The organism is Acidimicrobiales bacterium (assembly GCA_035536915.1).
GTDB lineage: Bacteria > Actinomycetota > Acidimicrobiia > Acidimicrobiales > JAHWLA01 > JAHWLA01.
On record DATLNE010000020.1, the window covers coordinates 119,216 to 143,873 of the forward strand.

The window sequence follows — 24,658 nt, forward strand, 5'->3', positions numbered from 1 at the left end:
ACGCGGGGTGGGCAAGGATGCGGGGATGCGGGAGGTGGAGGACGGGGTCGACATCACCATCCGGGTGGCCTTTGCGTTGGTGGCCATGCTGCTCGCCGTGCTCCTTCTCACCGGGGTGTGGCTGACGTTCAACTACCGGCCCGGCGTGTCCGAGCCGCTCCGCACCGCCCACCGCCTCGCCGCATTCGCCGTGGTCCCCGTGGGGTTGCTGGTGCCCGCGGCGGTGGTGGTGCGCAAGCGAGGCGTCGGCATCGTCGTGGCCGTGGCGTTCTTCGCCGGCTTGGTGGCGGCGTCGTTCACGGGCTACCTGCTGCCCTGGGACCAACTGGGCCTGTGGGCGGTCACCGTGGGCCGACCAATGGCCGGCGTCCTACACCCGTTCGACGAGACCGTTCGTTTCGTCATCATCGGCGGGGCCGAGATCAGCACCGCCCTGTACTGCATGTGGGTGATCGTCCACCTGGCGCTGCTGCCGCTGGTGCTGCTGGCCACGGGCGGCTTTCTCGTCCAGAGATTTCTCCTACGGCCGTAGGGGAAATACAATGAACTCGTGACGACGCCTGTGTTCCAGATCGACGGCCTCCGCGTGCAGGTGGAGGGCACCGAGATCCTCAAGGGCGTCGACCTGACCGTGCTGCCCGGCGAGGTGCACGCGCTCATGGGCCCCAACGGGTCGGGCAAGTCGACCCTGGCCAACACCATCCTCGGCAACGGCGACTACGAAGTCACCGCCGGGCGCATCCTGTTCAAGGGCGAGGACATCACCGACTGGCCTCCCGACGTGCGGGGCAAGGCAGGCCTTTTCCTCGCCTTCCAGTACCCCGAGGAGATCCCCGGCGTGCCTGTGGTGCAGTTCCTGCGCCAAGCGCTGGGCGCCCGCAAGGGCATGGACGACCTGTCGGTGCTCGAGACCCGCATGGCGATCATGGAGTGGATGAAGAAGCTGGAGATGGACCCCAGCTTCGGCGACCGCTACCTCAACGAGGGCTTCTCGGGCGGCGAGAAAAAGCGCAACGAGATCCTGCAGATGGCCATCCTCGAACCCGACATGGCCGTGCTCGACGAGACCGACTCCGGCCTCGACATCGACGCCCTGCGCATCGTGGCCCGCGGCGTGCAGCAGGTGCGCAGCGAGCGTCCCGACTTGGGCGTGCTGCTCATCACCCACTATCAACGGATCCTCGACGAGCTGACTCCCGACCGGGTGCACATCCTCGTCGACGGCCGCATCGTCGACAGCGGCGGCCCCGAGCTCGCCCGCAAGCTGGAGGAAGAGGGGTACGACGCATGGCGGTGATCGACACCGAACTGGTCAAGAAGGACTTCCCGATCCTCGACCGTCAGGTCCACGGACACCGCGTCGTCTTCCTCGACTCGGCCGCCTCGTCGCAGAAGCCCTCGTCGGTGCTCGACGCCATGCACCGCTACTACGAGACGACGCACGCCAACGTGCACCGCGGCGTCTACACCATGGCCGAGGAAGCGACCCAGGCCTACGAGGGCAATCGCCGCAAGATCGCCCGCTTCGTGGGGGCGACGAACGAGCGCGAGATCATCTTCACCAAGAACGCCACCGAGGCCATCAACCTGGTGGCGCACTCGTGGGGCCGGGCCAACCTGCGCGAGGGCGACGCCGTCCTGCTCAGCGAGATCGAGCACCACGCCAACCTGGTGCCCTGGCTCATGCTCAAGGAAGAGCGCGGCATCGAGCTGCGCTACCTGCCCATGGCCGACGACGGCAACCTCGACCTGACCGACCTCGCCCGCCTGGTCGACGGCGTGAAGCTGGTCAGCATCACCGCGCTGTCGAACGTGCTCGGCACCATCCCGCCGGTGCGGCGCATCGCCGATGCCGCCCACGCCGTCGGCGCCTTGGTGTGCATGGACGGCAGCCAGTACGTGCCCCACATGGCCACCGACGTGCACGAGTTGGGCGCCGACTTCTTCGCCTTCACCGGCCACAAGATGCTCGGCCCCACCGGCATCGGCGTGTTGTGGGCGCGCGAGGAACTGCTCGAAGCCATGCCCCCGTTCCTGGGCGGCGGCGACATGATCCGCGACGTGCGCCTCGACGGGTTCACCCCCAACGACATCCCGTGGAAGTTCGAAGCGGGCACCCCGCCCATCGCCGAGGTCATCGGCCTCGGCGCGGCCGTCGACTACCTCAACACCTTGGGCATGCAGGCGGTGCGTGAGCACGAGATCGAGCTGACCGCCTACGCCATGCGTTCACTCAAGGGGCGTTACGGCGACGACATCGTCATCTACGGCCCGTCGGAGCCCGCAGGGCGCGGCGGCGTGCTGAGCTTCGGCTTCAAGGGCATCCACCCGCACGACATCTCGCAGGTGCTCGACCAGCGCGGCGTGTGCGTGCGGGCGGGCCACCACTGCGCCAAGCCGCTGATGCGACGGCTGGGCATCGGCGCCACCGCCCGAGCTTCGTTCTACGTCTACAACGACGAGTCCGACGTCGACGCCCTCACCGAGGCCCTCGACTCCGCCTCCGACCTGTTCCTCTAGGAGTCAGCCGCATGCCCGGACTGGAAGACCTCTACCGCGAGATCATCCTCGACCACTACCGCAGCCCCCGGAACCGGGGCGACCTGCCCACCCCGCCCGCCCACCGGGTCGAGGGGTTCAACCCGCTGTGCGGCGACGAGATCGTCCTCTACCTCGACGTCGCCGACGGCACGGTCACCGACCTCAAGATCGGCGGGCAGGGCTGTTCGATCAGCCAGTCGTCGGCCTCGATGATGTCGTCCGCGGTGAAGGGCAAGAGTGTCGAGGAGGCCCGGGCGCTGATCCGGGCCTTCAAGGGGATGATGTCGATCCACGAGCAGCGCCTCGACGGCGACGGCGCCGCCGAGCCCGAGCCGGCCGAGGCTGCCGAGGTGAAGCTGGGCGACCTGGAAGCGCTGCAAGGCGTGGTCAAGTTCCCGGTGCGCATCAAGTGCGCCACCTTGTCGTGGAACACGCTGGCCCAGGGCCTCGACGAGACGGAAACCACCTCGGCATAACTTCGGGGGCGCCGTAACCTCGTCCGGGTGCCGCCCTCCTCGCTGCGACCGTTCCGCCACCGGGACTTCCGGTTGCTGTGGTCGGCCAGCGCGTTCTCCAGCATCGGCACGTGGATGCAGGCCGTGGCCGTGGGCGCCTACGTCACCCAGGAGACGGGCCAGGCCCGATGGACCGCCTTGGTGGCAGTGGCCGCCTTCCTCCCCATCGGCCTGCTCACGCCCGTGGGCGGGGCGCTGGCCGACCGCCTCGACCGGCGAAAGTGGATGGCCGCCGGCGTTGCCGTCGAAGCGCTGCTGGCTGCGCTCCTCACCGTGCTCTCGGCCACCGGCCGGGCCTCGCCCGGTGCCGTCACCGCGGTGGTATTCGCCAACGGCTGCATCGCGGCGATCGTGTTGCCCTTCTACCAGGCCATGATCCCCGACCTGGTGAGCAAGGACGACCTGTTGGGCGCCGCCGCCCTCGGCTCCGCCCAGTACAACCTGGGCCGGGTCCTCGGCCCCGCCCTGGCCGCCGTGCTGGTGGCGGCCACCTCGTACTCGTGGGCGTTCGCGGTCAACACGGTGTCGTTCTTCGCCGTTATCGCCGCGCTCCTCTTGATTCGCCTGCCCGACACGCGGGCGCCCGCCGACGGCCTCGGCATCGTGGCCCGCGTACGCGCCGGCGCACGTGCGGCGTGGGCCGAGCCGGGTTGCCGCACGCCGCTCATCCTCATCGCCGTGGTGGCGTTCCTGCTGGCGCCGTTCATCGCCCTCATCCCGGCCAAGGCCCACGAACTGGTGGGCGGCGGCCTCAAGGACACCGCCGCGGCCACCGGGGTGCTCACCACCGCCCAAGGCATCGGCGCCGTGGTGGGGGCCTTGCTCATCGCCCCGCTGGCCGACCGGTTCGGGCGGCGTCGCCTGATCGCCGGGTTCATCGTGGTGAGCTCGCTAGCCATCGCCGTCTACGGCGTGATGCCGTCGGTGCCCTTGGCCGCCGCCGCCTTGGTGGTGGTCGGTGGCAGCTACATCGGCATCCTCTCGGGCATGAACACGGTGGTGCAGCTACGGGCGCCCGCCGAGTTCCGGGGTCGCATCCTCAGCCTGTACTTCATGGGCCTCGGCAGCATCTACCCCATCGGCGGGCTGTTGCAGGGCGCGCTGGCCGACCGGGTCGGGCTGGCCACAACGGTGGTGGCCTTCGCGGCCGCCATGCTCGTCGTGCTCGCCTTCATCTGGACGACTCGGCCCCACCTCCTGCACGCCCTCAATGACCCGCCCCGTCCCGAGGTGGGCATCGACGCCGCCGCCGTGGCCGAGGACGTCGCCGTCGCCCCCGAGGTCCGCACCGTCTGACCCGTTCTGGTCCGTACATCCGGCGCTCCAGCGCCGGATGTACGGACCAGAACCAGCGTCAGCGGGCGAAGTCGCGGATGAGGGCGGCCAGTTCGGCGGGCTTCTCCAGCGCCAACAGGTGGGCGGCGCCCTCCACCTCCACCAAGCGGGCGCCGTCGATGGCCTCGACGTAGGCCTCGGCATGTGCCCGCGGCACCAACGTGTCGTGCACCCCGCGCACGACCAGCGTGGGCACCGTGATGCGCCACAAACGCTTGTGCAGCTTGGGGTTGTGGAGGTACGGGTCCCACCCCAGGCGGGCCGTGGCCGCCATCGTCTGCACCACCGGGCGCACCAAGTCGAAGGGCAACGACGCCGGGTCGGCGTCGTGCAGCATCCGCATCATCTGCGCCATGGGGTGCGACTGGTCGGCGAAGAAGTCGTCGGCCAGCTCGTCGAGCTTGCGCCCGAAGATGTCCTTGACCTCGGCCCCCTTGATGTAGAGGCCCACCGGGTTCACCAGCACCAGCCCGCCCAGCCGCTCGGGGTACCGCACGGCCAGTTCCGCCGCGATCCATCCGCCCAACGACAAGCCGACGACGGTGGGCTGTTCGAGGTGCAACCGGTCGAAGAGGTCGAGGAGGTGGAAGGCCACGTCCTCCATGTCGTCGATCTGCTCGATGCCCTCCGATGCCCCGAAGCCGGGGAACATGGGAGCAAAGACCTCGAACGTGGAGGCCAGCTCGTCGAGCAACAGCAGCCCCTCGCCCTCCCCCATGGCCGAGTGCAGGTAGACGACGTTGCTGCCCGCGCCCATGCGGCGCAGCTCGATCTGGCCGACGTGGGTCTCGATCACGCCGCCAGCACCTTCTCGCCCTCGGGGAACCGTTGGCGCAGTCGAGGCAGCACCTCGGCGGCGAACAGTTCGAGGTTGCGGCGGGTCGCATCCGCGGGCAGCGTGCCCAACTGGAACAGCCCGAGCAGGTTCCCCGTGCCCAGGCGGCCCATGTTCTCGACCAGCAACTCGTAGACGGTGTCGGGCGAGCCCACGATGGCGTACTGCCCCTCGACCACCTGCTCCCACGTCTCCAGGCGAGAGGCGAACGTGCCCATGCCCTTGAGCATGTTCTCCACCGAGCGCACCGAGGTGTAGCCGGGCGGGGTGATCTCGATGCCCGGCAGCAGGCGGCGCACGAAGTACCACCAGTGCTCTTCGAACTGGGCCCGGGCCTCGGCGTCGGTATCGGCGATGTAGATCGGTGTGAGCCAGCCCGCCTGCAGCGGGTCGTAGGTGTAGCCCTCCCGCTCGCACGCCTCTCGGAACAAGCGGAACTGCCGCTCGAAGACGTCGATGTGGAAGTACGGGATGCCCATGTAGGCGTAGCGGTGGCGGGCCACGAAATCGAGGGTCTCCAACGAGCCCGCGCCCGGCACCCACACTTCGGGGTGCGGCTGCTGCACCGGCTTGGGCCACGTGTTGCCGAAGCGCAGCCGGTAGTGCTTGCCGATGTACTCCCACGGCCCGTCCTCGGTCCACGCCTTCATGACGATCTCGTGGGCCTCGGCGAAGCGCTCCCGGGCATGGGCCGGGTTGATGGAGAACGAGTAGTACTCGGGTCCGCCACCCACCACGAAGCCCGCGATCAGGCGCCCGCCGCTGATGTTGTCGATCATGGCGAACTCCTCTGCCACCCGGGTCGGCGGGTCGTACAGCGGCAGGGCGTTGCCGACCACGGCGATCTTCACCCGTGTGGTCTCACGGGCCAGGATCGAGGCCATCAGGTTGGGGCTGGGCATGATCCCGTAGGCGTTCTGATGGTGCTCGTTCACGCACACGCCGTCGAAGCCCAGTTCCTCGGCATAGACCAGTTCGTCGAGGTAGCGGTTGTACACCTGGGTGCCGACCGCGGGGTCGTACAGGCGGTTGGGCACGGTCACCCAGGCGGGGCCGTCGTAGTCCGGCGGCAAGGCCGGGTACGGCATGAGATGGAAGCTGAAAGCTCGCATTGCCGATCCCCCTCCGAACTGACTGAGCGGTCAAGTTACGTCTTCTCTGGAACGTTGTTCCATACTTATGCGTCAAACCGGCGTGAACATGCGCCACTTCCCCACCACCAAGGACACCATGCACAGGACGGCGCGCACCTTTGGGGGCGTTGCGGCCGCTTTTCTGGTCGCAACGGGGACCGTCGCGTGTACCGACGCGGACGGGTCGGGGACGGCGGCGAGCGTCAGTTCCACCACGACCACCGTCGAGGCCACGACCACCACCACGGTGGCGCCCACCACGACGACGACCACGGCCAAGCCGATCCCCGCGGGCCTGGGCAAGGGCTCGAAGGGCGAGGACGTCAAGCGGCTCGAAGAGCGGCTGGCCACCCTCAAGTACGACACCGGCAAGATCGACGGCACCTTCGACGCCACCACCGCCTTCGCGGTGATGGCCTTCCAAAAGGTGCACGGGCTGCCCCGCACGGGCCGGGCCACCGACGACGTGGTCAAGGCCTTGCAGACGGCGGGGGCGCCCGAGCCGATGATGCCCACCGGCGGCGCCAACCGGGTCGAGGTCGACCTCAAGCGGCAAGTCCTGTTCCTGTACCAAGGGGGCGCGCTGCTCCGCATCCTGCCGGTGTCGACCGGCAACGGGAAGCGGTATTGCGTCGACGGCGACTGCGCCACGGCGGTGACCCCTGGCGGCTCGTTCCGGGTCACTCGCAAGATCAAGGGGCTGCGGGTCAGCCGCCTGGGCAAGCTCTACAACCCGCTGTACTTCAACGGCGGCATCGCCATCCACGGGGCACCTTCGGTGCCTGCCGGGCCGGCGTCGCACGGCTGCGTGCGCATCCCCATGGCCACATCCGGCTGGTTCCACGACACAGTGTCCACCGGCACCGCCGTGTACGTGCTGGGCGGGCGCACTGCGCCGGTGCCCTTCGACGAGAAGGCGCCGGGCGAGGCTCCCTCGTCGACCACGACCACCACGACGGTGAAGCCGACGACGACCACCAGCAGCAGCACGACGTCGACCACCTCGACGACGATCCCGTCGCCGTAGGCGTCGGGGAACCTCCACGCGGGCGGAAGTAAAACCCCGCTCCCGATTTTGACGAGCACCAGCGCAGAGGACCGTCAGCGCCGCAGCGCTCAGCGGTGCCCGGGTAGCGCCGACTGCCGAACGATAGGCTGACGGGTGCATGCTTCGCAGCCTCGAACTCACGAACTTCAAGACGTTTCGAAACGCCAGCGTGAAGGTTTCACCACTCACTCTCGTGCTCGGATCAAACGGCGTGGGGAAGTCGAACCTATTCGACGCGTTTCGATTTCTGAAATCTGTTGGCGATGGCCAGTCAATCCGGGATGCAATCGAAGGTCATGCCACGTCGAGTCCTACGGCGCCTACTGTCCCGGGGATTCGGGGAGGTGCGAGCGGCATCCCGTCGTTTGGATCAGACTCATCAGAGTTCGAGCTGAAGGTGTCGATCACCGCTGATGGCGACGACATCGCTTACGCCGTTCGAGTCGATGCTTCGACCTATCGGGTCGTAGCGGAGGAACTACGGTCGCGTCGACACCCGGGCTCATACGTTTTTAGTACTCATCCCGATACGGGACCTCTGGAGCAGAGAATTGACTCACCTGCCATCGTGGCACGCTTCCACAAGGAGACGCCAGGGCTGAACCCGCGGCGGGAGTTTTCTCCTTATGAGTTCATACTCTCCCAATTCCGTCAGCGAAGGGCCGAGAGCCGTGTCAATGAGGCGGTCGCCGAAGCAGTAAGGGCAGAACTTGCCTCCATCCGGCCACTCGAGTTACGGCCTGAAGTGTTACGGCAGTATTCGCCGCTAGGTCGTTCCGAACTTGGAGAACATGGCGAGAACTTTGCCGCAGTTGCGTGGCAACTTCTTCGCGAAGTTGAAACTGGACATGCGCGCCTCGTCTATTTGAAACGGCGCCGGGAGCAACGGGAACGTCAGCTAGCCCTTTCACTCACCAACGACCGGGCGCAGCGTGCTGATGAAAATTGGGAACCGGAGTTATATAACGAGGAAGAACTGGCAGAGCCGGGTGACCGGCTCAATGCGATAAAGGCGTGGCTCTCGGAATTGACCCCACGCCGGATTGAGGACATTACCGTAGAACAAGCCCCGACGGGCGAAGTGATCTTCGCTCTAACCGAGGAGGGTCACGAGAAACCGATTACCGCTCGCTCCCTCTCCGATGGGACGCTTCGGTTCGCAGCACTTGTATTTGCGGCCCTTGGCGTCCGGGGACGACAGACGCTAGTAATTGAAGAGATCGAGAATGGAATCAACCCTGCGCGCTTGGCAATACTCATTAAGATGCTCGAACAGACCGTAGACAGTTTCGATAATTTGCAAGTGATCGCCTCGACGCATTCGCCAGGGCTGCTTGATTTCGCCTCTAAATCGACCACTGCCGCTTCAATAATTATTGGGTGGGACGCTCAGAATAAGTGCTCGTATCCACTACGCCTCTCGGACATACCGCGTCTATCTGAAGCTGTTAAAGAAACCACGTTGGGTGCGCTTCAGGCGGAAGGATGGTTGCAATTTGCCGCAAATAGGTGAACGGCGTTGAGTCTGCGAGTGGCAGCAGTATGCGAAGACCATACGCATGATCAGTATATTGTGCGGCCCGTACTTCAGCGCCTTCTCTCTACAGCGGGAAAGCCGCATGCGACGGTAACAGTGGTGATGGACCCTCGCCTGAAAGGTATAGACGACCTAAAGCGACGTGCCTGCGAGGTACTGAAGCGCTACGGTGCCGTGGCGGACATTGTTGTTTTCGTTGTCGATGCGGACGGACTCGACGGGACTGGAGGTATGGGGAACCGTCAAGAGTTACTCCAACGTCTCGTTCAGAAATGCGAGAAATATTCCGAGCGCGCTTTCGTGGTCGCTGCTATTCAAGAAGTCGAAGTGTGGGCCCTCTGGGGCTCTCGAGCTCAACTCGGCGTTGAGTGGAAAGACGTTCGAGCTGAGCGTCACCCCAAGGAGAGGTTTTTCGAGCCACTCGTCACCTCCGCCGATCAGCGCACGCCTGGCCGAGGCCGCGTACGCCTGATTGAGAAGTCGCTGACTAATTGGGGGTCACTCGCTGGCGGATGCCCCGAATTGGGTGAATTCGCGTCTGCCGTTCAATCGCTGCTGCAGTAGGAAAGTTACAGCAGCGGGTCGGTGAAGGGGTCGGCGGCGGCAGGCGGCTCGTCGGCCTCGACGTACCCCGCGTAGCCCGTCGTCTCCAGCTCCAACGCCAACTCCGGGCCACCTGTGGCGGCGATGCGGCCTCGCGACAGCACGTGCACCACGTCGGGTTTCAGTTCGTGGAGCAGGCGGTTGTAGTGGGTGATGGCGAGCACGCCGAGGCCGTCCTCGGAGGTGGCGGCCTCGATGCGCCGGCTCACGGCCCGCAGGGCGTCGACGTCGAGGCCCGAGTCGATCTCGTCGAGCACGGCGAAGCGGGGGCGCAGCACGCCGAGCTGCAGCGTCTCGTTGCGCTTCTTCTCGCCGCCCGACAGGTCGACGTTCAGAGGCCGGGTGAGGAAGCGCTCGTCGAAGCCGATGCGCCCGGCCTCGACCAGCACGCGGTCGCGCACCTCGTCGCGCGACCGGCCTGCGGCGGCGAACGACTCCTCCAGCGCGTCTTGCAGGCTCACGCCGGGCACCTCGACCGGGTACTGCATGGCCAGGAACAGCCCGGCTTGGGCCCGCTGCCACGTGGGCAAGCCCAGCAGCTCAGTGCCGTCGATGGTCACGCTGCCCGCCGTCACCTCGTACTCGGGGTGGCCCATGAGGACGTGCGACAGGGTGCTCTTGCCCGAGCCGTTCGGCCCCATCACGGCGTGGACCTCGCCGCTGTTCACCTCGAGGGAGATGCCCCGGAGGATCTCGCGGCCGACGATGCGGGCGTGCAGGTCGGTGATGCGCAGTGTGCTCAAGGAAGGACCACCTTCACGTCGTCGCCGTCGACGGCGACCTCGTAGACCGGCACCGGCTTGGTGGCGGGCAGCGACTGCGGCTCGCCGGTGCGCAGGTCGAACGTGCTGCCGTGCTTCCAGCACTCGATCTCGTAGTCGGCGCCGAGCACGTCACCTTCCGACAGCGACACATCGGCGTGGCTGCAGCGGTCGCCGATGGCGTAGAAGTCGTCGCCGATGCGCACCAAGGCGATGCGGTGCCCGTCGATGTCGAAGCGCCGCGCCGAACCGGGTTCCACGTCGGCCACGCCGCACAAGCGCACTGTCGTCACCTGAGCTTCGCCGCGACGGCCTCGCGCAACGGCGCCCGCAGGCCCGGCACGGGCACCCGCTCCAACACGTCGTCGAAGAAGCCGAGCACGATCAAGCGCTCGGCCACGTCGGTGGGGATGCCGCGGGCTTCGAGGTAGTACCGCTGCTCCTCGTCGATGGGACCGACGGCCGAGGCATGGCTGCAGGTGACGTCGTTCTCCTCGATCTCCAGGTTGGGGACCGAGTTGGCCGCCGCCCCTTCCGACAACACCAGGTTGCGGTTGGTCTGGTACGCCTTAGTGCCGGCCGCCCCCTTCTTGACCCGGATGAGCCCGGTGTAGACCGACTCGGCGGTGTCCTCGACGGCGCCCTTGAACAACAGGTCGCTGGTCGTCTTGGGGGCGTCGTGGTCCTGCATGGTGCGGAAGTCGTGCATCTGGTTGGCGTCGCCGAAGTAGACGGCCAGCAGGTTGCTGGTGGCCCCGATGCCGACGAGCTTGGAGTCGGCCCGCACCCGGGCGTAGTCGCCGCCCAGGGCCACGATCGACGACTGCAACGTGGCGTCGCGGTCGACCCGGCTGCCCTGGTAGCCCAACTGCCACACGCGGGTGCCGAGGCGCTGCACGTTGAGGTAGCGCAGGTTGGCGGCGGGGTGGGCGTCGAGCTCCACCACGGGGACGACGAGGGCGCGCACGTCGGCCGAGGCCACCAGTTCGACCACCGTGACCTCGGAGGCTTCGCCCGCTTCGACGAAGGTGCGGGGGAACACGGCACCGGCCTCGGCGTCGATCCAGTGGATCACCACGATCGGTTCCCGCACCGCCACACCCGCCGCCACCCGCACGAAGGCGGTGTCGGCCACGAAGCCGGAGTTGAGGTAGCCGAAGGCATCGCGGGGCGTGGCCACCCGCTCCAGCACGTCGTCGTCGGCGAGGGGGCCGAGCGTCACGCCCCGGGTGGTGGGGGCGTCGACATGCACCACCCGCCCGTTCACCGACACCAACAGGCCCGCTCGCTCGCCTACGGCGTCGACCAGCGGGCGCAGCGCATCGGGGATGTCGCCCGCCGCCACCGGCCCGTCGACCGGGGCGAACTCGTCGAGGTCGAGCTCGCCGATGCGGCTGTAGCGCCACACCTCTTCCGAAGGGCTGGGCAGGCCCAGCTCCTCGAACCGCTGCGCTGCCGCGACCCGTCGCGCCCGCAGCCAGTCGGGGCCGGGCAGGGCGGAAGCAGTATCGGCGGTGAAGCGGTTCAGGGTCTTCTCCTCGCGGAACGAGGGCCGGCTCGCGGCCCCCGCGGCCTTGATTCTAAAGGGTGAACCGTCCTTCGGCACATGCGGTGACCCGGCCTCCGACCCGCACGTCGCCGTCGACCGCATGCACTTCGATGCGGCACGGCCTCCCGATCTCGTCGCCTTGTCGGATGGTGATGTCGACATCGGTGCCGAAGTGGCGTCGAGCCAGCACGCCGACGGGGCCCGCGGCCGAGCCCGTGCCCGGGTCCTCGGGGATGCCGATGTGAGGACCGAAGGCCCGCACGTGCACGGAGCGGTCGTCGAGGCGACGGAAGACGGTGAGCGTGGAGGCGCCGACCCCACCCGCCACGTTGCCGATCGCCGCCATGTCGGGCACCACTGCGTCGATGGCCTTGTCGGTGGCCACGTAGAGGTGGGTGGTGCCGCCCGCGGTGCCCTGCCAGGCGCCCACGGCATCGGGAAGGCGCAGCGCGACAATCGCCGGGGTGGGGTCGAGTTCCTCGAAGTCGGGGTCGGGTTGCGACATGACGGCGCCGTGCTCGTCGGCCTCGATCACCACGGTTGCCCCCGAGGTGGCTTGCGTCCACCGGCCAGGGCCCATCGTCCACGCCGTGCCTACCGAGGGGTGGCCTGCAAACGGCAACTCACCGGCGGGCGTGAAGATGCGCGCCTCGTAGCCGTCGTCGGACCTGGCGGTCACGAAGGTGGTCTCGCTCAGGTGCACTTCTCGGGCGATTGCCTGCATGGTCTCGGGCGGGCACGGGTCGAGGACCACGCAAAGGGCATTGCCGGCCAGCGGGCGGTCGGAGAACACGTCGACGATCCGATAGCGCACAAGCAGAACGTAGGCCGTACCATCCGCCTATGGCCGAGGTCTTTTCCGTCGAGCGTGATGCGCACGTCGCCACGCTTTGGCTCGACAACCCCGACAAACGCAACGCCATGGGGCCCGCATTCTGGGACGAGCTCCCCGTGGTCATGGACGAGTTGTCCGACGACGACGACGTGCGCGCCGTGGTCATCGCGGCCAAGGGGCCGGCCTTCACCGTGGGCCTCGACCTCAAGACCATGGGCTCGGCCGTGGTCGGGGGAGGCGATGGTGGGTCGCAGGCCGCAGGCGCCAAGCGGTTCCTGGGCAACGTCAAGCGGCTGCAGGGCGCCATCAGCGCAGTGGCCGACTGCCCCAAGCCCACCATCGCCGCCGTGCACGGGTGGTGCATCGGCGGCGGGGTCGACCTCATCACCGCCGCCGACATCCGGCTGTGCTCGGCGGATGCCAAGTTCTCGGTACGGGAGACGAAGATCGCCATCGTGGCCGACCTCGGCACCCTGCAGCGCCTGCCCCGGGTGATTTCCAAAGGACATGTGGCCGAGCTCGCCTACACCGGCAAGGACGTTGACGCCGACCGTGCGCTGCGCATCGGGTTGGTCAACGACGTGCTGCCCGACGCCGAGTCGCTGCACAAGGCGGCGTACGACATGGCCGCCGAGATCGCCGCCAACTCACCGCTGGTCGTGCAAGGGACCAAGCAGGTGCTGCGCGCCACCGAGGGACGCACGGTCGAAGAAGGGCTCGACTACGTCGGCGTGTGGAACGCCGCCCTCCTCCAGTCGAACGACCTGATGGAAGCCCTCACCGCCTTCATGGAGAAGCGCCCCCCCACCTTCACCGGCGAGTAATGCCGCGGCGGCGGCCCCCGCCGAAGTTGCGTAGGAATCGCGCCGAAAACCGCGCCGTTCCGTACGCAACTTCGGGTCAGTCGCGGCGTCGGCGGCGGAGCCGGGGCTTGCGGAAGATGCGGCGCCAGATGGGCGGCCGGTGCATCGCCGCCTCACGACGTTGCAGCTCCTCTTCGAGGATGGAGGGGCCGACGGCGTTGATGATCTCCTCGGCCTGGTCGAGCAGCGCGGCGGTCTGCTCGTCGAGCCGGGGAGGGTCGGCCGGCGCGGCCTTGCGGGCCAGGCTGCCCTGCGTCCATCCGGCGTCGAAGCCCCGCCGTTCGAACTTGGGGCATTCCGCCGGGCAGCGCCACGGTGCTTCCGGTGCCAAGTCGAGCCGGCACATGTGCACGGTGTCTCCGGACTTGTACGTCCGCGTCTCGTAATGCCGGCAGTCGTGGCGCATGGGCACGACCCCCATGCTACGGCCGACGCGATCCGTAATCTCCAAAAGGATCGTCGCGTTCGCGCACCGCTTCGCGAAACCCGACTTCCTGCGCCTTGGCCACGAAATCGAGCCCCTCTTTGGTGTGGCGGGCGATGCCGTCGAACAAGGTGCCGATCATGCGGCTCGACGCCATGCCCATGTTCTCCGCCGTCTGGTTACACAGCAGCTTGAGCATCACGAGCTGCGTGGTGGGCACCTGCGCCATGCGCCGGGCGAAGGCCATGGCGTGGTCCTGCAACTGGTCGTCGGGCACCGTCTCGAGGATCAGCCCGGCCGCCGCAGCCTCGGGGGCGGGGATCTCGTCGCCGGTGAGCAGGTAGCGCTTGGCCTTCTCCAACCCCAGCCGGTACACCCACATGGCCGTGGTCGGCGTGCCCCACACCCGCGACGGCGGGTAGCCGAAGGAGGCGCCCTCGCCTGCGATCACGATGTCGGCGCACAGCACCATGTCGGTGCCGCCCGCGATGCACCAGCCCTGCACGGCGGCGATGGTCGGCTTCGAGCAGTACCAGAGCTTCATGTAGGTGTCGACGAAGCGCCCGATCATCCGGTAGTCGCGCACCGAGTCCCAGTGCTGCTCGCCCGCCTGGGCCTCGGTCGACCAGTCGAGCCCGTAGCCGGCGCAGAAGGCCGGTCCTTCGGCGCGCAGCAGGATGACCCGCACCTCGTCGTCGGCGTCGGCCTCGTCGATCGCTGCCGCCAACTCGTCACGCAGGGCGGGCGTGATGGTGTTGTACTCGGCTGCCCGGGTCAGGACGATCGATCGAACGCCGGCATCGGTCTCGGTTCGCAGGGTCGTCGGCATGGGCGCACGCTAAACCTCCGCACGACGACGGGGACTTCTCCGCGCACTGCGGCGCACGCTGGGGCGGTGAACCGTCGCCGAGCCGTCGTGGTCGCAGCGTGCGCCGCCCTTGTGGCCACTCCGTTCCTCCTCGACGCTGCGCTCCCGGAAGCACGTCCGCCTGCCGGTGCCCAGCCGGGGGCGATGACAGCAGCGCGAGCCGTGTGCGGATCGCCACCGTGGGGGCGCGTCGGCCATCTCGAATGGGACAACCAGCGACCCGGGATCAAGGTGGTGTGCACGTGGCACTACTGGCGCGTCAACTGGCGGACGAACATTTCGTGCGCAGAAGGCTCGTGGAACGGACCGATCGGCTCGACAAACTGGGGCGCGATCACGCCTTGCGTCAGCCGACCGAACCCTCCATCTGCAGCTCGATGAGCCGGCTCCACTCCACGGCGTACTCCATGGGCAGGGTGCGGGTCACCGGCTCGATGAAGCCGTTGACGATCATGCTCATGGCCTGCTGCTCCGACAGGCCACGCGACATCAGGTAGAAGAGTTGGTCGTCACCGACCTTCGAGACCGTGGCCTCATGGCCGATCTGGGCGTCCTTCGACTCGATCTCCATGTAGGGGTAGGTGTCGGAGCGGCTGTCCTGGTCGAGCAGCAAGGCGTCGCAGCGCACGAAGCTCTTGCAGTTCTGGGCGCCCTCCTCGACCTTGACCAGGCCGCGGTACGACGTGCGCCCGCCGTCCTTGGAGATCGACTTCGACACGATGGTGGAGGTGGTTTCGGGAGCGGCGTGGACCATCTTGGCCCCGGCGTCCTGGTGTTGGCCTGCGCCTGCGTAGGCCACCGACAGCACCTCGCCCGAGGCCTTCGGCCCCATGAGGTAGACGGCCGGGTACTTCATCGTCAGCCGGGAGCCGATGTTGCCGTCGATCCACTCCATGTGGCCCTCGGCCTCGACCCGGGCCCGCTTGGTGACCAGGTTGAAGACGTTGTTCGACCAGTTCTGGATCGTCGTGTAGGTGCAGCGCCCGCCTTCCTTCACGATGATCTCGACCACGGCCGAGTGCAGCGAGTCGGAGGTGTAGACCGGCGCCGAGCAACCCTCGATGTAGTGAACCTGGGCGCCCTGGTCGACGATGATCAGGGTCCGCTCGAACTGGCCCATGTTCTCGGCGTTGATGCGGAAGTAGGCCTGCAGCGGCATCTCCACCTTCACGCCCGGGGGCACGTAGATGAACGAGCCGCCCGACCACACCGCGGTGTTGAGGGCGGAGAACTTGTTGTCGTTCGACGGGATGACGCTGCCGAAGTAGGCCCGCACGATCTCCGGGTGCTCGCGGAGGGCGGTGTCCATGTCGGTGAAGATGACGCCCTGCTCCTCGAGGTCCTCACGGTTCTTGTGGTAGACGACCTCGGACTCGTACTGGGCGGTGACGCCGGCGAGGTACTTCCGCTCGGCCTCGGGAATGCCCAGCTTCTCGTAGGTCTCCTTGACCGAGTCGGGGAGCTGGTCCCACGAGCTGACCTGCTTCTCGGTGGGCTTGATGTAGTAGTAGATGTCGTCGAAGAAGATCTCCGACATGTCGCCGCCCCAGTTGGGCATGGGCCGCAGCTCGAAGTGGCGCAGGGCCTTGAGGCGCTTCTCCCGCATCCAGTCGGGCTCGCCCTTCATCCACGACATCTCCTTGACGATGTCGATGTTGAGCCCGCGCTTGGGCTTGAACACGTAGTCCTCGACATCGCTCCAGCCGAGCTTGTAGCGACCGAGGTCGAGGTCCGTCGTGGTCATCGGTGATTCAACTCCCTGGTGAGGCGCAGGCCCCGGTGGCGGAATTTCTCCTACGTAGATAGTAACAATCCCTAAGTGGCTCATCATCCCGACCGGGCGTGCCGATGCATGGGGTGTGGGTAGTGCCACACTGGGGTTGACGTCCCAGCCGCCCGGGAACACCGATCGGCAAGCAGGCGTTGGAGTGGGAGACATGGAACACACGTTCAGCGAGATCGAGGCCTGGCGGGAATCTCTGCGAGGCGAGACCTACATCAGCCCCTCCCGAGCGCAGGACCGGCTGTTCACCCTCTGGGGCGGCCTGCAGGACACCCCTGCCGCCCGCCTGGTCGAGCAGTGGCTGACGTTGTCGATCTCCCGCGACCTGTTCTCGGGTGCGGAACTGATCGAGTTCCTCGACGAGCTCGAGGCCTACCTCAAGCTCCACCCCAGCACCTCCCCCGTCTCCCACTGACGCCTGGGCGGGGCGCGCATCCCGCGTAACTGTCACACCCCCCGCGTACGCTGATCCTCGTGACCGGGCGACGCCGAGCGACTGCCACCTCCGCCTTCGGGGTGAGCAAGCGGGAGAACCACGATGCCAGCGGGTTCTACGCGCGCTTCTCGCCGCCCGTGGTCTCCAAAGCCGAGATCGTCAGCCCGCCCGACCCCGCCTCGCTCGACCGCATCGTCTGCGGAGACGCCCGCTCCATGGACGACGTGGCCGACGGCTCGGTGGCCTTGGTCGTCACTTCCCCGCCGTATTTCGCAGGCAAGGAGTACGAGACCGCCCTCGGCTCCGGTTCGGTGCCTGCCTCCTACCTCGACTACCTCAAGATGCTCGAGGACGTCTTCGCCGAGTGCGTCCGCAAGCTGGAGTCAGGGGGACGCATCGCCGTCAACGTGGCCAACCTGGGACGCAAGCCCTACCGGTCGCTGGCCGCCGACGTCACCACCATCCTGCAGGACCGCCTGGGCCTGCTGCTGCGAGGGGAAGTGGTGTGGCAGAAGGGCCGGGGGGCTACCGGCTCGTGTGCCTGGGGCTCGTTCCAGAACGCCTCCAACCCGGTGCTGCGCGACGTGACCGAACGGGTGGTCATCGCCGGCAAGCACCGCTTCAACCGGGCCATCTCCCGGGCGGAACGGGAGACGCAGGGCCTGCCGTCGGTGGTCACCATGAGCAAGGACGAGTTCATGGAAGCCACGCTCGACGTGTGGGAGCTGGCGCCTGAGAGTGCGGCCCGGGTCAACCACCCCGCGCCGTTCCCGGTGGAGCTGCCGTCGCGGCTGATCCACCTCTACACCTTCGAAAGCGACCTGGTGCTCGACCCGTTCATGGGCTCGGGCACCACCGCGGTGGCGGCCGTGCAGGCGGGCCGCCACTTCGTGGGCTACGACACCGACCCCGACTACGTGGCGCGGGCCGAGGCACGGGTGGCCGAGGCGCGGGCGGAAGTGGCGCCGGCGAGCGCCCGGGTGCCGGTGACCGTTCAGGCGGGTGCCGACGAGGGCTTCCAACAGCAGGCGATCCGCGAGGGGCGGGCGGCCCGTGAGGTGGCGGAGACCCTGCTGGAGGAGTGCGGGTTCACCGCCATCCGCAAGAACGTGAAGCTCGGCGGCGGGGCCGAGCTGAGCCTGGCCGCGGTCGCCGCCGACGGCTCGCGGTGGTACTTCGACGTGTGCGGTGCGTACAGCAGTTCGCGGCCCGGGCTGCGGCGCACCGAGACCGTCTACCGAGCGCTGGGGCGGCTGGCCGTGCTGCGCGAGCGCGACATCCCCGCCGACCGCATCGTGCTGCTCACCACCGACCTCCCGGCCAAGGGCTCGGTGGGCGAGCAGGCGCTGCGGGCCACGGAAGGCACGTTGTACCGGGCCGCCTTCGAGATGTTGTCGTCGGAATGCCACGAGCGGCTCTGCGACTTCGCTCGCGGCAGCACACCTCGGTAGCAACCTGTGCCCGCGGCCCGCACGGAGGTGACCGAGCTGGTGACCGGGCTGGGCATGCTCGGGCGCTTCGACGACCCCGTCGCGGCGGTACAAGCCCGGCCGCCTGAGGTCGTCAACGTCGCCGACGACGTGTGGGAACGGCTGGCGGAGTCGGTCGGGGCCGCCGCCCACCGCCAGCACGTCTACGCGGCGTGGGCCAACGGCGGCGCCTTCCTGCGCGCCTCCGACGGCCTCCGGGGGCGACCACCGATACGCGTCGAGTGGAAGGGCAACCAGTTGGCGCCGGGCGACGAGGTGGTGCCCGCCGACCTGCGGGTCGACCACGTCTACCTCGTCAGTTGCAAGTACCTCTCCGACATCCTCCACAACGTCTCGCCCGCCCGCCTGTTCACCGACCTGTTGCGCGGCGGCCCCCGCTCCAACCGGGGCGACTGGTACGCCGAGGTGGCGCCCGACGCCTACCAGGAGGTCTACGCCGCCGTTCGGGCCGCCATGCCGGGCGACCTCGGGCTGCCGCCGTTCGTGGCCGACCTCACGCCTGCCCACCGGGTGACGCTGAAAGCGGTGCTGCCCGAGCGGCAGTGGCCGGTCGACGCCCTGCCCACAGCCAAGGCATGGTCGTGCGAGGTGGCTCGGGCCAGCGCCGCTCGATGGCGGGCCGCCCTCGGCAGCAAAGCCGAACAGGAGGCGCTGCTGTGGCGCCTGTTGCGCATCGGATCGGCCCCGTACTTCGTGCTGGGCACGTCGAGCCAGGGCACGCTTCGGCTCCGCATCGCCACGCCGTGGGACTGGCGCCAGGCCTACGACCTCAAGCGCTTCGACGTCTCCGGCGACGAGGCGGGCCAACCCGTCGTGCGCTGGGAGGCGTCGGTGCGCGACCGGGCCACCGACGAGGTGCTGGCGGTGGCGGGCCACGTCGAGATCCGCTGGAGCCACGGCAAGTTCGGCAATCCCCCCGAAGCCAAGGTGTACCTCGACACCCCGCACCACCGGGTACCGGGATACATCACCGTGGCATGACCGGCCCGTACGCTTCGACCATGCAGCCGCCGCGCATGATCGACCTCTTCGCCGGGTGCGGAGGCATGACCGCGGGGTTCGTGGCGGCGGGCTTCGAACCGGTGCTGGCGGTCGAGTGGGAGTTGCCCGCGGCTGCCACCTACGCCGCCAACTACGGCGAGGAGCACGTCTTCTGGGGCGACATCGCCGACCTCCCGGAAGATCGAATCCCCGAGGCCGACGTGGTCATCGGCGGCCCGCCGTGCCAGGGTTTTTCCAACCTGGGCAGCCGCAACCCCCGCGACCCCCGCAACCGGCTGTGGCGGGAGTACGTGCGGGTGGTGAGCCGGGCCCGTCCTGCCGTGTTCGTCATCGAGAACGTGGCCCGCTTCCACTCCTCGCACGAGTTCTCCCTGCTGGAGGCCGAGGTGGCCGGCGGGGCATTGCGCGACTACCGCCTGGCCCATGCCGTGGTGAACGCCGCCGACTACGGCGTGCCCCAACGGCGGCTGCGCACGATCGTCGTCGGCAGCCGCATCGGCCAACCGTCGCTGCCGCCGGTCACCCACCGGCCTCGTGAGTGGGTCCCCGTGCGCAAGGCGTTGCGCCGGGTGCCGGCCGAGCCATTGGGTGCCGACCTGCCTGCTAGCCGTGACCTGTTCTTCGGCCGCCTGGTGCCGGGCTCGTTCAAATCGGCGGAGATCCACGTGGGGCGGCGGCCCACGCCCACATCGGCCGAGCGCTATCGGGCCATCCCCGAAGGCGGCAACCGTTTCGACCTGGCCCGGGAGCGTCCCGACCTGCTGCCGCCGTGCTGGCGCAACAAGCCGACGGGCACCACCGACGTCATGGGCAGGCTGTGGTGGGACGATCCGTCGGTCACCATCCGCACCGAGTTCTTCAAGCCCGAGAAGGGCCGCTACCTCCACCCCGCCGAGCACCGCCCCATCACCCACCTGGAAGCGGCGCGGCTGCAGACCTTCCCCGATGACTACCTGTGGTGCGGCAGCAAGGTGGCCATCGCCCGCCAGATCGGCAACGCCGTGCCCAGCCTGCTGGCCCGGCGCATCGCCGAGACGGTGGCCGAGCTCCTCGTCAAGGGTTGACGAACAGCTCCAGTTGGATGTTGTCGGGGTCGCGGAACACGAGCACCGAGCCGTAGTCGGCATCGGCGATGGGCGAGTGCTCCACGCCCAAGGCATCGAGGTGCGCCGCCCACTCCTCCAGCTCGTCCCGCGTGCGCACCCGCAGCGACAGGTGGTCAAGGCCAGTGCGGGCCTCGTCGAAGGGCTCGCCTTGGTTGGCGACGTGGCTGCCCACGCAGATGGCGACCTTGCTGTCGGGGTCGAACAGCACGACGGCGGACCGCACGTCTTCTGTGGTCTCGAACAGGGTCTGCATCCCGAACACCGTGCGGTACCACTCGGCACTGGCCTGCACGTCGCGTACCGTCAGGTCGACGTGCGACACCCCCGCGAAGCTCGGCATGTCCGCAGCGTGCCACAGTCGGTTCCGCTTTGTCCCGGTTGGGGAGGGTATGCGCCATGACGCGGACGCGAGTTCTGCTGCTCCTGCTGGCGGCCTTGGTGGTCGGCGGTTGCTCCGGTGACGACGACGACCCGACGGTGGCGACCAGTACGTCGGTGACGTCGACGTCCACGTCGAGCGGCGGCGGAGGGGCCACCACCAGCACGGCGGCACCGGCACGGGCCCAGGGCGACACCGGCAGCGGCGACTTCTCGTTCAAGTCGCCGTCCGACAACATCTTCTGCACCATCGACAGCGAGGGGGCGCGCTGTGACATCCGAGAGAAGTCGTGGCAGCCGCCTGCTAAGCCCGCCGACTGCGACCTCGACTGGGGCAACTCGATGGCTGTCACCGCCGGCGGCGCGGTGTTCGTCTGCGCGGGCGACTCCGTGGAGGACGACAAGGCGCCGCCCCTGCCCTACGGCGGCGTGGTGGCGCGGGGCGACGTCCGCTGCCGCAGCGACGAGTCGGGCATGACGTGCGAGCACACGCCCACCGGCAGCCGCTTCATGCTGTCGCGGGAGCGCTACGAACGCGACTGAAGCTGCTCGACGTCGGCCTCGCCGGCGAACAACTCGGCCGCCATGGTTTCGGCCACCAACAGGTCGTCGCCCACGAACCCAGACGCCCGCCGCCCGCTCGCTCGTAGCTCGGTGACCCGGTCGGCCACCTGCTCGGCATCGACCCCGACCACCAGCACCGGCCTCACGCGCGAAAGCCGTTCGGCCGTCACTCCACGCCCGCCCGCGACTCGACGGCCTCGGCGATCTCGGCCAACACCTCGGCCGCTTCGGCCGTGGCCGCGGCGCTGCCCCACCAGCCGTCGGGCGCCTGGGTCTCACACATGCCGTCGGCCACCCGCTCGGCGGTGGCCAGGAAGGCTTCGTCGCCGGTGACGCCGTAGAGCAAGGCCGCCCCCCACCCGACCCGCCACGACTCGGGGCCGACCCACACCGCATCGCCCAAGGCAACAGTGAGGTCGTGGAGCTCGACGGCGGCATCGAGGTCGGCGTCGTCGCCGTCGGTCTCGAAGCGGCGGGCCAGGAACCCCACGGCCACGCCCAGCACCGAGAACGGCTGCGGCCCGGCGTGCGCGGCCACCGTCAACGACGGCCCCGCCACCACGCCGGCCACGTCGTCGGGCTGTGACCAGACGACCTCGCGGCACACTCGGGCAGCTTCGGCGGCCACCGGCGAGTCGAGCGCCACCAGCCCGGCCCACGCCGAGCGCAGGTCGCCGTCGACCACGCCCGACGGTGCCGCCGCCGCCCGCCGCCGCCATTCCTCCGGGGTGGTGTCGGCCCGGGTCATGCGTCGATACGGCGCAGTTCGCTGCGGTAGCGACGCCCGTTCTCCACGTAGATCTTCACGGCCTGCGCAGTGAAGCCTTCCGTCATCACGGCCTCCCGCAGCTTGGCCGGGATGCCGAGTGCCATGGCGAACGACGGCACGTCGGTGTCGGGGGCCACCAGGGCATTGGCCCCTACCAAGGCGTGCGAGCGCACCACAGCCCGGTGGAGCACCACCGACGACGAGCCCACTAGCGAGCCGGGCTCGATGGTGCAGCCCTCGAGATGCACGAGGTGGCCGATGACGCAGTCGCTGCCGATGATGGTCGGCAGCTCAGCGGTGGCGTGCACCACGGTGCCGTCCTGCACCGACGTGCGGGCGCCGACCTCTATCCGTCCGTAGTCGCCCCGGAGCACGGCGCCGGGCCACACGGTCGCCTCCGAGTCGATGCGCACGTCGCCGATGACCACGGCATCGGGATGGACGAACGCGTCGGGGTGGATGTCGGGAACTCGGTCGCCGAGCGCGTACACAGGCATGGGATGCCAGGCTACGTGTCATGCACGACTCGCAGCCCCAGCCGCCCACAGCAGAACGGCGGCCGCACGTCATCGAGGCGCACGGCGACCAGCGGACCGACGATTGGTACTGGCTGCGCGACCGCGAGGACCCCGCCGTGCTCGCCCATTTGGAGGCGGAGAACGCCCACACCAAGGCGATGCTGGCCTCCACCGAGCCGTTGCAGCAGGAGCTCTTCGACGAGATCGTGGCCCGCATCCAGGAGACCGACCTGTCGGTGCCGGTGCGCAAAGGCGACTACTGGTACTACAGCCGCACGGTCGAAGGCCTGCAGTACCCCATCGCCTGTCGCCGTCGAGGCGCCGAGGACGGGCCCGAGCAGGTGCTGCTCGACGAGAACGAACTGGCCGAGGGGCACGACTTCCTGGCCGTCGCCAACGACGCCGTGAGCCCCGACCACAACCTGCTGGCCTACGCCGTCGACACCGACGGCGGCGAGCGCTACGGCCTGCGCTTCCGCGACCTGGCCACCGACGACGACCTCGCTGACCTGGTGGAGGACACGTACTACGGGCTGGCCTGGACCACCGACAACGCCCACGTCTTCTACACCAAGGTCGACGAGGCCATGCGGCCCTTCCAACTGTGGCGCCACCGGGTCGGCAGCAAGGCCGACGACGACACGCTCGTCTTCCAAGAGGACGACGACCGCTTCTTCCTCGACGTCGGCCTCACCCGCAGCGAGGGCTACGTGGTGCTGACCCTGGAGAGCAAGGTCACCACCGAGGTGTGGGTGCTGCCCGCGGGCGAACCCGTCGGCGAGTTCCGGATCGTCGCCCCCCGGGAGCAGGGCGTGGAGTACCACGTCGACCACCAAGGCGACCGCTTCCTCATCGTCACCAACGCGGACGGCGCCGAGAACTTCAAGCTGGTGGAAGCGCCGGTCGACGCTCCCGGCAAGGAGAACTGGGTCGACGTCGTTCCCCATCGCGAGCGGGTCAAGCTCGACGGGGTCGACGTGTTCGCCCGCCACGTGGTGCTCGTCGAGCGCGAGGCGGGCCTGCGCCAACTCCGGGTGTTGCGGGTGGCCGAGGGCGACCAGCACGTCATCGAGATGCCCGAGCCCGTCTACACCGTCGGCCCCGACGCCAACGCCGAGTTCGACACCGACACCTACCGGTTTGGCTACGAGTCGCTCGTCACGCCCCGGTCGGTCTACGACTACGACGTGCAGGCACGCACCCGGGTGCTGCGCAAGCAGCAGCCCGTGCTCGGCGGCTACGACCCCGCCCAGTACGAGACCCGCCGGCTGTGGGCCACCGCCCCCGACGGCGTGCAGGTGCCGATCTCACTGGTCGCCCGCCGCGACGTGACAACGCCGGCGCCCACCCTGCTCTACGGCTACGGCTCCTACGAGATCAGCGTGGAGCCCCGCTTCTCGTCGTTGCGGCTGTCGCTGCTCGACCGGGGCTTCGTCTACGCCATCGCCCACATCCGCGGGGGCGGCGAGATGGGAAGACGCTGGTACGACGACGGCAAGTTCCTGGCCAAGCGCAACACCTTCACCGACTTCATCGCCTGCGCCGAGGAGCTCATCGCCTCCGGCTGCACCTCGGCCGATCGTCTCGTCGCCATGGGGGGCAGCGCCGGCGGGCTGCTCATGGGTGCCGTGATCAACGACCGCCCCGACCTGTTCGCAGGCGTGCTCGCCCTCGTGCCCTTCGTCGATGTGGTGACCACCATGCTCGACGAGACCATCCCGCTCACCGTCGGCGAGTTCGAGGAGTGGGGCAACCCCAAGGACGC

General features: G+C 68.4%; 27 protein-coding genes. 14 read left to right on the forward strand and 13 right to left on the reverse strand.

The window, feature by feature from the left end:
- Window positions 1-25: 25 nt before the first annotated feature.
- Genes VM938_05795 through VM938_05815 form a run of 5 tightly spaced genes read left to right on the forward strand, consistent with a single transcriptional unit; the run spans window position 26 to window position 4,352 of the window.
- Window positions 26-532 carry a cytochrome b N-terminal domain-containing protein gene (locus VM938_05795; GenBank protein HVF74542.1) on the forward strand — a complete coding sequence of 169 codons (507 nt, stop codon included), beginning with the start codon at window positions 26-28 and terminating at the stop codon, window positions 530-532.
- An 18-nt stretch (window positions 533-550) separates the two neighbouring features.
- Window positions 551-1,297 carry a Fe-S cluster assembly ATPase SufC gene (gene sufC / locus VM938_05800; GenBank protein HVF74543.1) on the forward strand — a complete coding sequence of 249 codons (747 nt, stop codon included), beginning with the start codon at window positions 551-553 and terminating at the stop codon, window positions 1,295-1,297.
- Entirely contained in the window at window positions 1,288-2,520 is a 1,233-nt protein-coding gene (locus VM938_05805) for a cysteine desulfurase (GenBank protein ID HVF74544.1), read from the forward strand. The genes sufC (VM938_05800) and VM938_05805 overlap by 10 nt, the downstream gene beginning before the upstream one ends.
- 11 nt (window positions 2,521-2,531) lie before the next feature.
- The gene (locus tag VM938_05810; GenBank protein ID HVF74545.1) at window positions 2,532-3,017 is read left to right on the forward strand and encodes an SUF system NifU family Fe-S cluster assembly protein; all 486 of its coding nucleotides are present in this window, start codon (window positions 2,532-2,534) and stop codon (window positions 3,015-3,017) included.
- A 27-nt stretch (window positions 3,018-3,044) separates the two neighbouring features.
- Window positions 3,045-4,352 carry an MFS transporter gene (locus VM938_05815; GenBank protein HVF74546.1) on the forward strand — a complete coding sequence of 436 codons (1,308 nt, stop codon included), beginning with the start codon at window positions 3,045-3,047 and terminating at the stop codon, window positions 4,350-4,352.
- A 58-nt stretch (window positions 4,353-4,410) separates the two neighbouring features.
- Here VM938_05815 and VM938_05820 read toward each other — a convergent pair whose 3' ends face one another.
- Together VM938_05820 and VM938_05825 are read right to left on the reverse strand one after the other, a co-directional pair.
- Entirely contained in the window at window positions 4,411-5,187 is a 777-nt protein-coding gene (locus VM938_05820; protein HVF74547.1) for an alpha/beta hydrolase, read from the reverse strand.
- Entirely contained in the window at window positions 5,184-6,338 is a 1,155-nt protein-coding gene (locus VM938_05825; protein HVF74548.1) for an LLM class flavin-dependent oxidoreductase, read from the reverse strand. Before VM938_05825 ends, VM938_05820 begins: the two co-directional genes overlap by 4 nt.
- A gap of 88 nt (window positions 6,339-6,426) precedes the next feature.
- On the opposite strand from VM938_05825, the gene VM938_05830 reads away from it, so the two are divergent.
- Window positions 6,427-7,386 (forward strand): L,D-transpeptidase family protein, encoded by a 960-nt coding sequence (locus VM938_05830; GenBank protein HVF74549.1) that lies wholly within the window; start codon window positions 6,427-6,429, stop codon window positions 7,384-7,386.
- Window positions 7,387-7,525: 139 nt separating this feature from the next.
- A complete protein-coding gene (locus VM938_05835) occupies window positions 7,526-8,920 on the forward strand; it encodes an AAA family ATPase (protein HVF74550.1) in 1,395 nt (464 codons plus the stop codon).
- 593 nt (window positions 8,921-9,513) lie between these two features.
- Here the strand turns inward: VM938_05835 and sufC (VM938_05840) are convergent.
- Genes sufC (VM938_05840) through VM938_05855 form a run of 4 tightly spaced genes read right to left on the reverse strand, consistent with a single transcriptional unit; the run spans window position 9,514 to window position 12,671 of the window.
- Window positions 9,514-10,290, reverse strand: a complete 777-nt coding sequence (gene sufC / locus VM938_05840; protein ID HVF74551.1) for a Fe-S cluster assembly ATPase SufC — start codon at window positions 10,288-10,290, stop codon at window positions 9,514-9,516.
- Window positions 10,287-10,601, reverse strand: a complete 315-nt coding sequence (locus tag VM938_05845; protein ID HVF74552.1) for a non-heme iron oxygenase ferredoxin subunit — start codon at window positions 10,599-10,601, stop codon at window positions 10,287-10,289. The genes sufC (VM938_05840) and VM938_05845 overlap by 4 nt, the downstream gene beginning before the upstream one ends.
- Window positions 10,598-11,914, reverse strand: a complete 1,317-nt coding sequence (gene sufD, locus VM938_05850) for a Fe-S cluster assembly protein SufD (GenBank protein HVF74553.1) — start codon at window positions 11,912-11,914, stop codon at window positions 10,598-10,600. The genes VM938_05845 and sufD overlap by 4 nt, the downstream gene beginning before the upstream one ends.
- A complete protein-coding gene (locus VM938_05855) occupies window positions 11,889-12,671 on the reverse strand; it encodes a PhzF family phenazine biosynthesis protein (GenBank protein HVF74554.1) in 783 nt (260 codons plus the stop codon). Before VM938_05855 ends, sufD begins: the two co-directional genes overlap by 26 nt.
- A gap of 29 nt (window positions 12,672-12,700) precedes the next feature.
- Between VM938_05855 and VM938_05860 the strand changes: the two genes are divergently transcribed.
- Entirely contained in the window at window positions 12,701-13,516 is an 816-nt protein-coding gene (locus tag VM938_05860; GenBank protein HVF74555.1) for a crotonase/enoyl-CoA hydratase family protein, read from the forward strand.
- Window positions 13,517-13,592: 76 nt separating this feature from the next.
- Here VM938_05860 and VM938_05865 read toward each other — a convergent pair whose 3' ends face one another.
- From VM938_05865 to sufB, 3 genes are all read right to left on the reverse strand, one after another.
- The gene (locus VM938_05865; GenBank protein HVF74556.1) at window positions 13,593-13,967 is read right to left on the reverse strand and encodes a hypothetical protein; all 375 of its coding nucleotides are present in this window, start codon (window positions 13,965-13,967) and stop codon (window positions 13,593-13,595) included.
- Window positions 13,968-13,977: 10 nt separating this feature from the next.
- Entirely contained in the window at window positions 13,978-14,808 is an 831-nt protein-coding gene (locus tag VM938_05870) for a crotonase/enoyl-CoA hydratase family protein (protein ID HVF74557.1), read from the reverse strand.
- 385 nt (window positions 14,809-15,193) lie between these two features.
- The gene (gene sufB, locus VM938_05875; protein ID HVF74558.1) at window positions 15,194-16,591 is read right to left on the reverse strand and encodes a Fe-S cluster assembly protein SufB; all 1,398 of its coding nucleotides are present in this window, start codon (window positions 16,589-16,591) and stop codon (window positions 15,194-15,196) included.
- A gap of 193 nt (window positions 16,592-16,784) precedes the next feature.
- Here sufB and VM938_05880 point away from each other — a divergent pair, with 193 nt between their 5' ends.
- From VM938_05880 to VM938_05895, 4 genes are read left to right on the forward strand one after another with little or no spacing between them, the layout of a single operon-like run.
- Window positions 16,785-17,045: a hypothetical protein gene (locus VM938_05880; protein ID HVF74559.1), complete on the forward strand. Its 261-nt coding sequence runs from the start codon at window positions 16,785-16,787 to the stop codon at window positions 17,043-17,045.
- Between the two features lie 59 nt (window positions 17,046-17,104).
- A complete protein-coding gene (locus VM938_05885) occupies window positions 17,105-18,517 on the forward strand; it encodes a site-specific DNA-methyltransferase (GenBank protein HVF74560.1) in 1,413 nt (470 codons plus the stop codon).
- Window positions 18,518-18,523: 6 nt separating this feature from the next.
- Window positions 18,524-19,537: a hypothetical protein gene (locus tag VM938_05890; protein HVF74561.1), complete on the forward strand. Its 1,014-nt coding sequence runs from the start codon at window positions 18,524-18,526 to the stop codon at window positions 19,535-19,537.
- Complete coding sequence (locus VM938_05895) at window positions 19,534-20,622, forward strand: DNA cytosine methyltransferase (protein HVF74562.1); 1,089 nt, start codon at window positions 19,534-19,536, stop codon at window positions 20,620-20,622. The genes VM938_05890 and VM938_05895 overlap by 4 nt, the downstream gene beginning before the upstream one ends.
- Here the strand turns inward: VM938_05895 and VM938_05900 are convergent.
- Window positions 20,612-21,004, reverse strand: coding sequence for a VOC family protein (locus VM938_05900; protein HVF74563.1), 393 nt, complete (start codon window positions 21,002-21,004; stop codon window positions 20,612-20,614). The genes VM938_05895 and VM938_05900 overlap by 11 nt on opposite strands.
- Window positions 21,005-21,060: 56 nt before the next feature.
- Here VM938_05900 and VM938_05905 point away from each other — a divergent pair, with 56 nt between their 5' ends.
- Window positions 21,061-21,585 (forward strand): DUF6636 domain-containing protein, encoded by a 525-nt coding sequence (locus tag VM938_05905; protein HVF74564.1) that lies wholly within the window; start codon window positions 21,061-21,063, stop codon window positions 21,583-21,585.
- Here the strand turns inward: VM938_05905 and VM938_05910 are convergent.
- Genes VM938_05910 through VM938_05920 form a run of 3 tightly spaced genes read right to left on the reverse strand, consistent with a single transcriptional unit; the run spans window position 21,570 to window position 22,872 of the window.
- Window positions 21,570-21,743: a hypothetical protein gene (locus VM938_05910; GenBank protein HVF74565.1), complete on the reverse strand. Its 174-nt coding sequence runs from the start codon at window positions 21,741-21,743 to the stop codon at window positions 21,570-21,572. The genes VM938_05905 and VM938_05910 overlap by 16 nt on opposite strands.
- 29 nt (window positions 21,744-21,772) lie before the next feature.
- On the reverse strand, window positions 21,773-22,354 hold the full coding sequence (locus VM938_05915) for a hypothetical protein (GenBank protein HVF74566.1): 582 nt from the start codon (window positions 22,352-22,354) through the stop codon (window positions 21,773-21,775).
- A complete protein-coding gene (locus VM938_05920; GenBank protein HVF74567.1) occupies window positions 22,351-22,872 on the reverse strand; it encodes a gamma carbonic anhydrase family protein in 522 nt (173 codons plus the stop codon). Before VM938_05920 ends, VM938_05915 begins: the two co-directional genes overlap by 4 nt.
- 20 nt (window positions 22,873-22,892) lie before the next feature.
- On the opposite strand from VM938_05920, the gene VM938_05925 reads away from it, so the two are divergent.
- The coding region (locus VM938_05925; GenBank protein ID HVF74568.1) for a S9 family peptidase at window positions 22,893-24,658 on the forward strand (1,766 nt) is incomplete at its 3' end.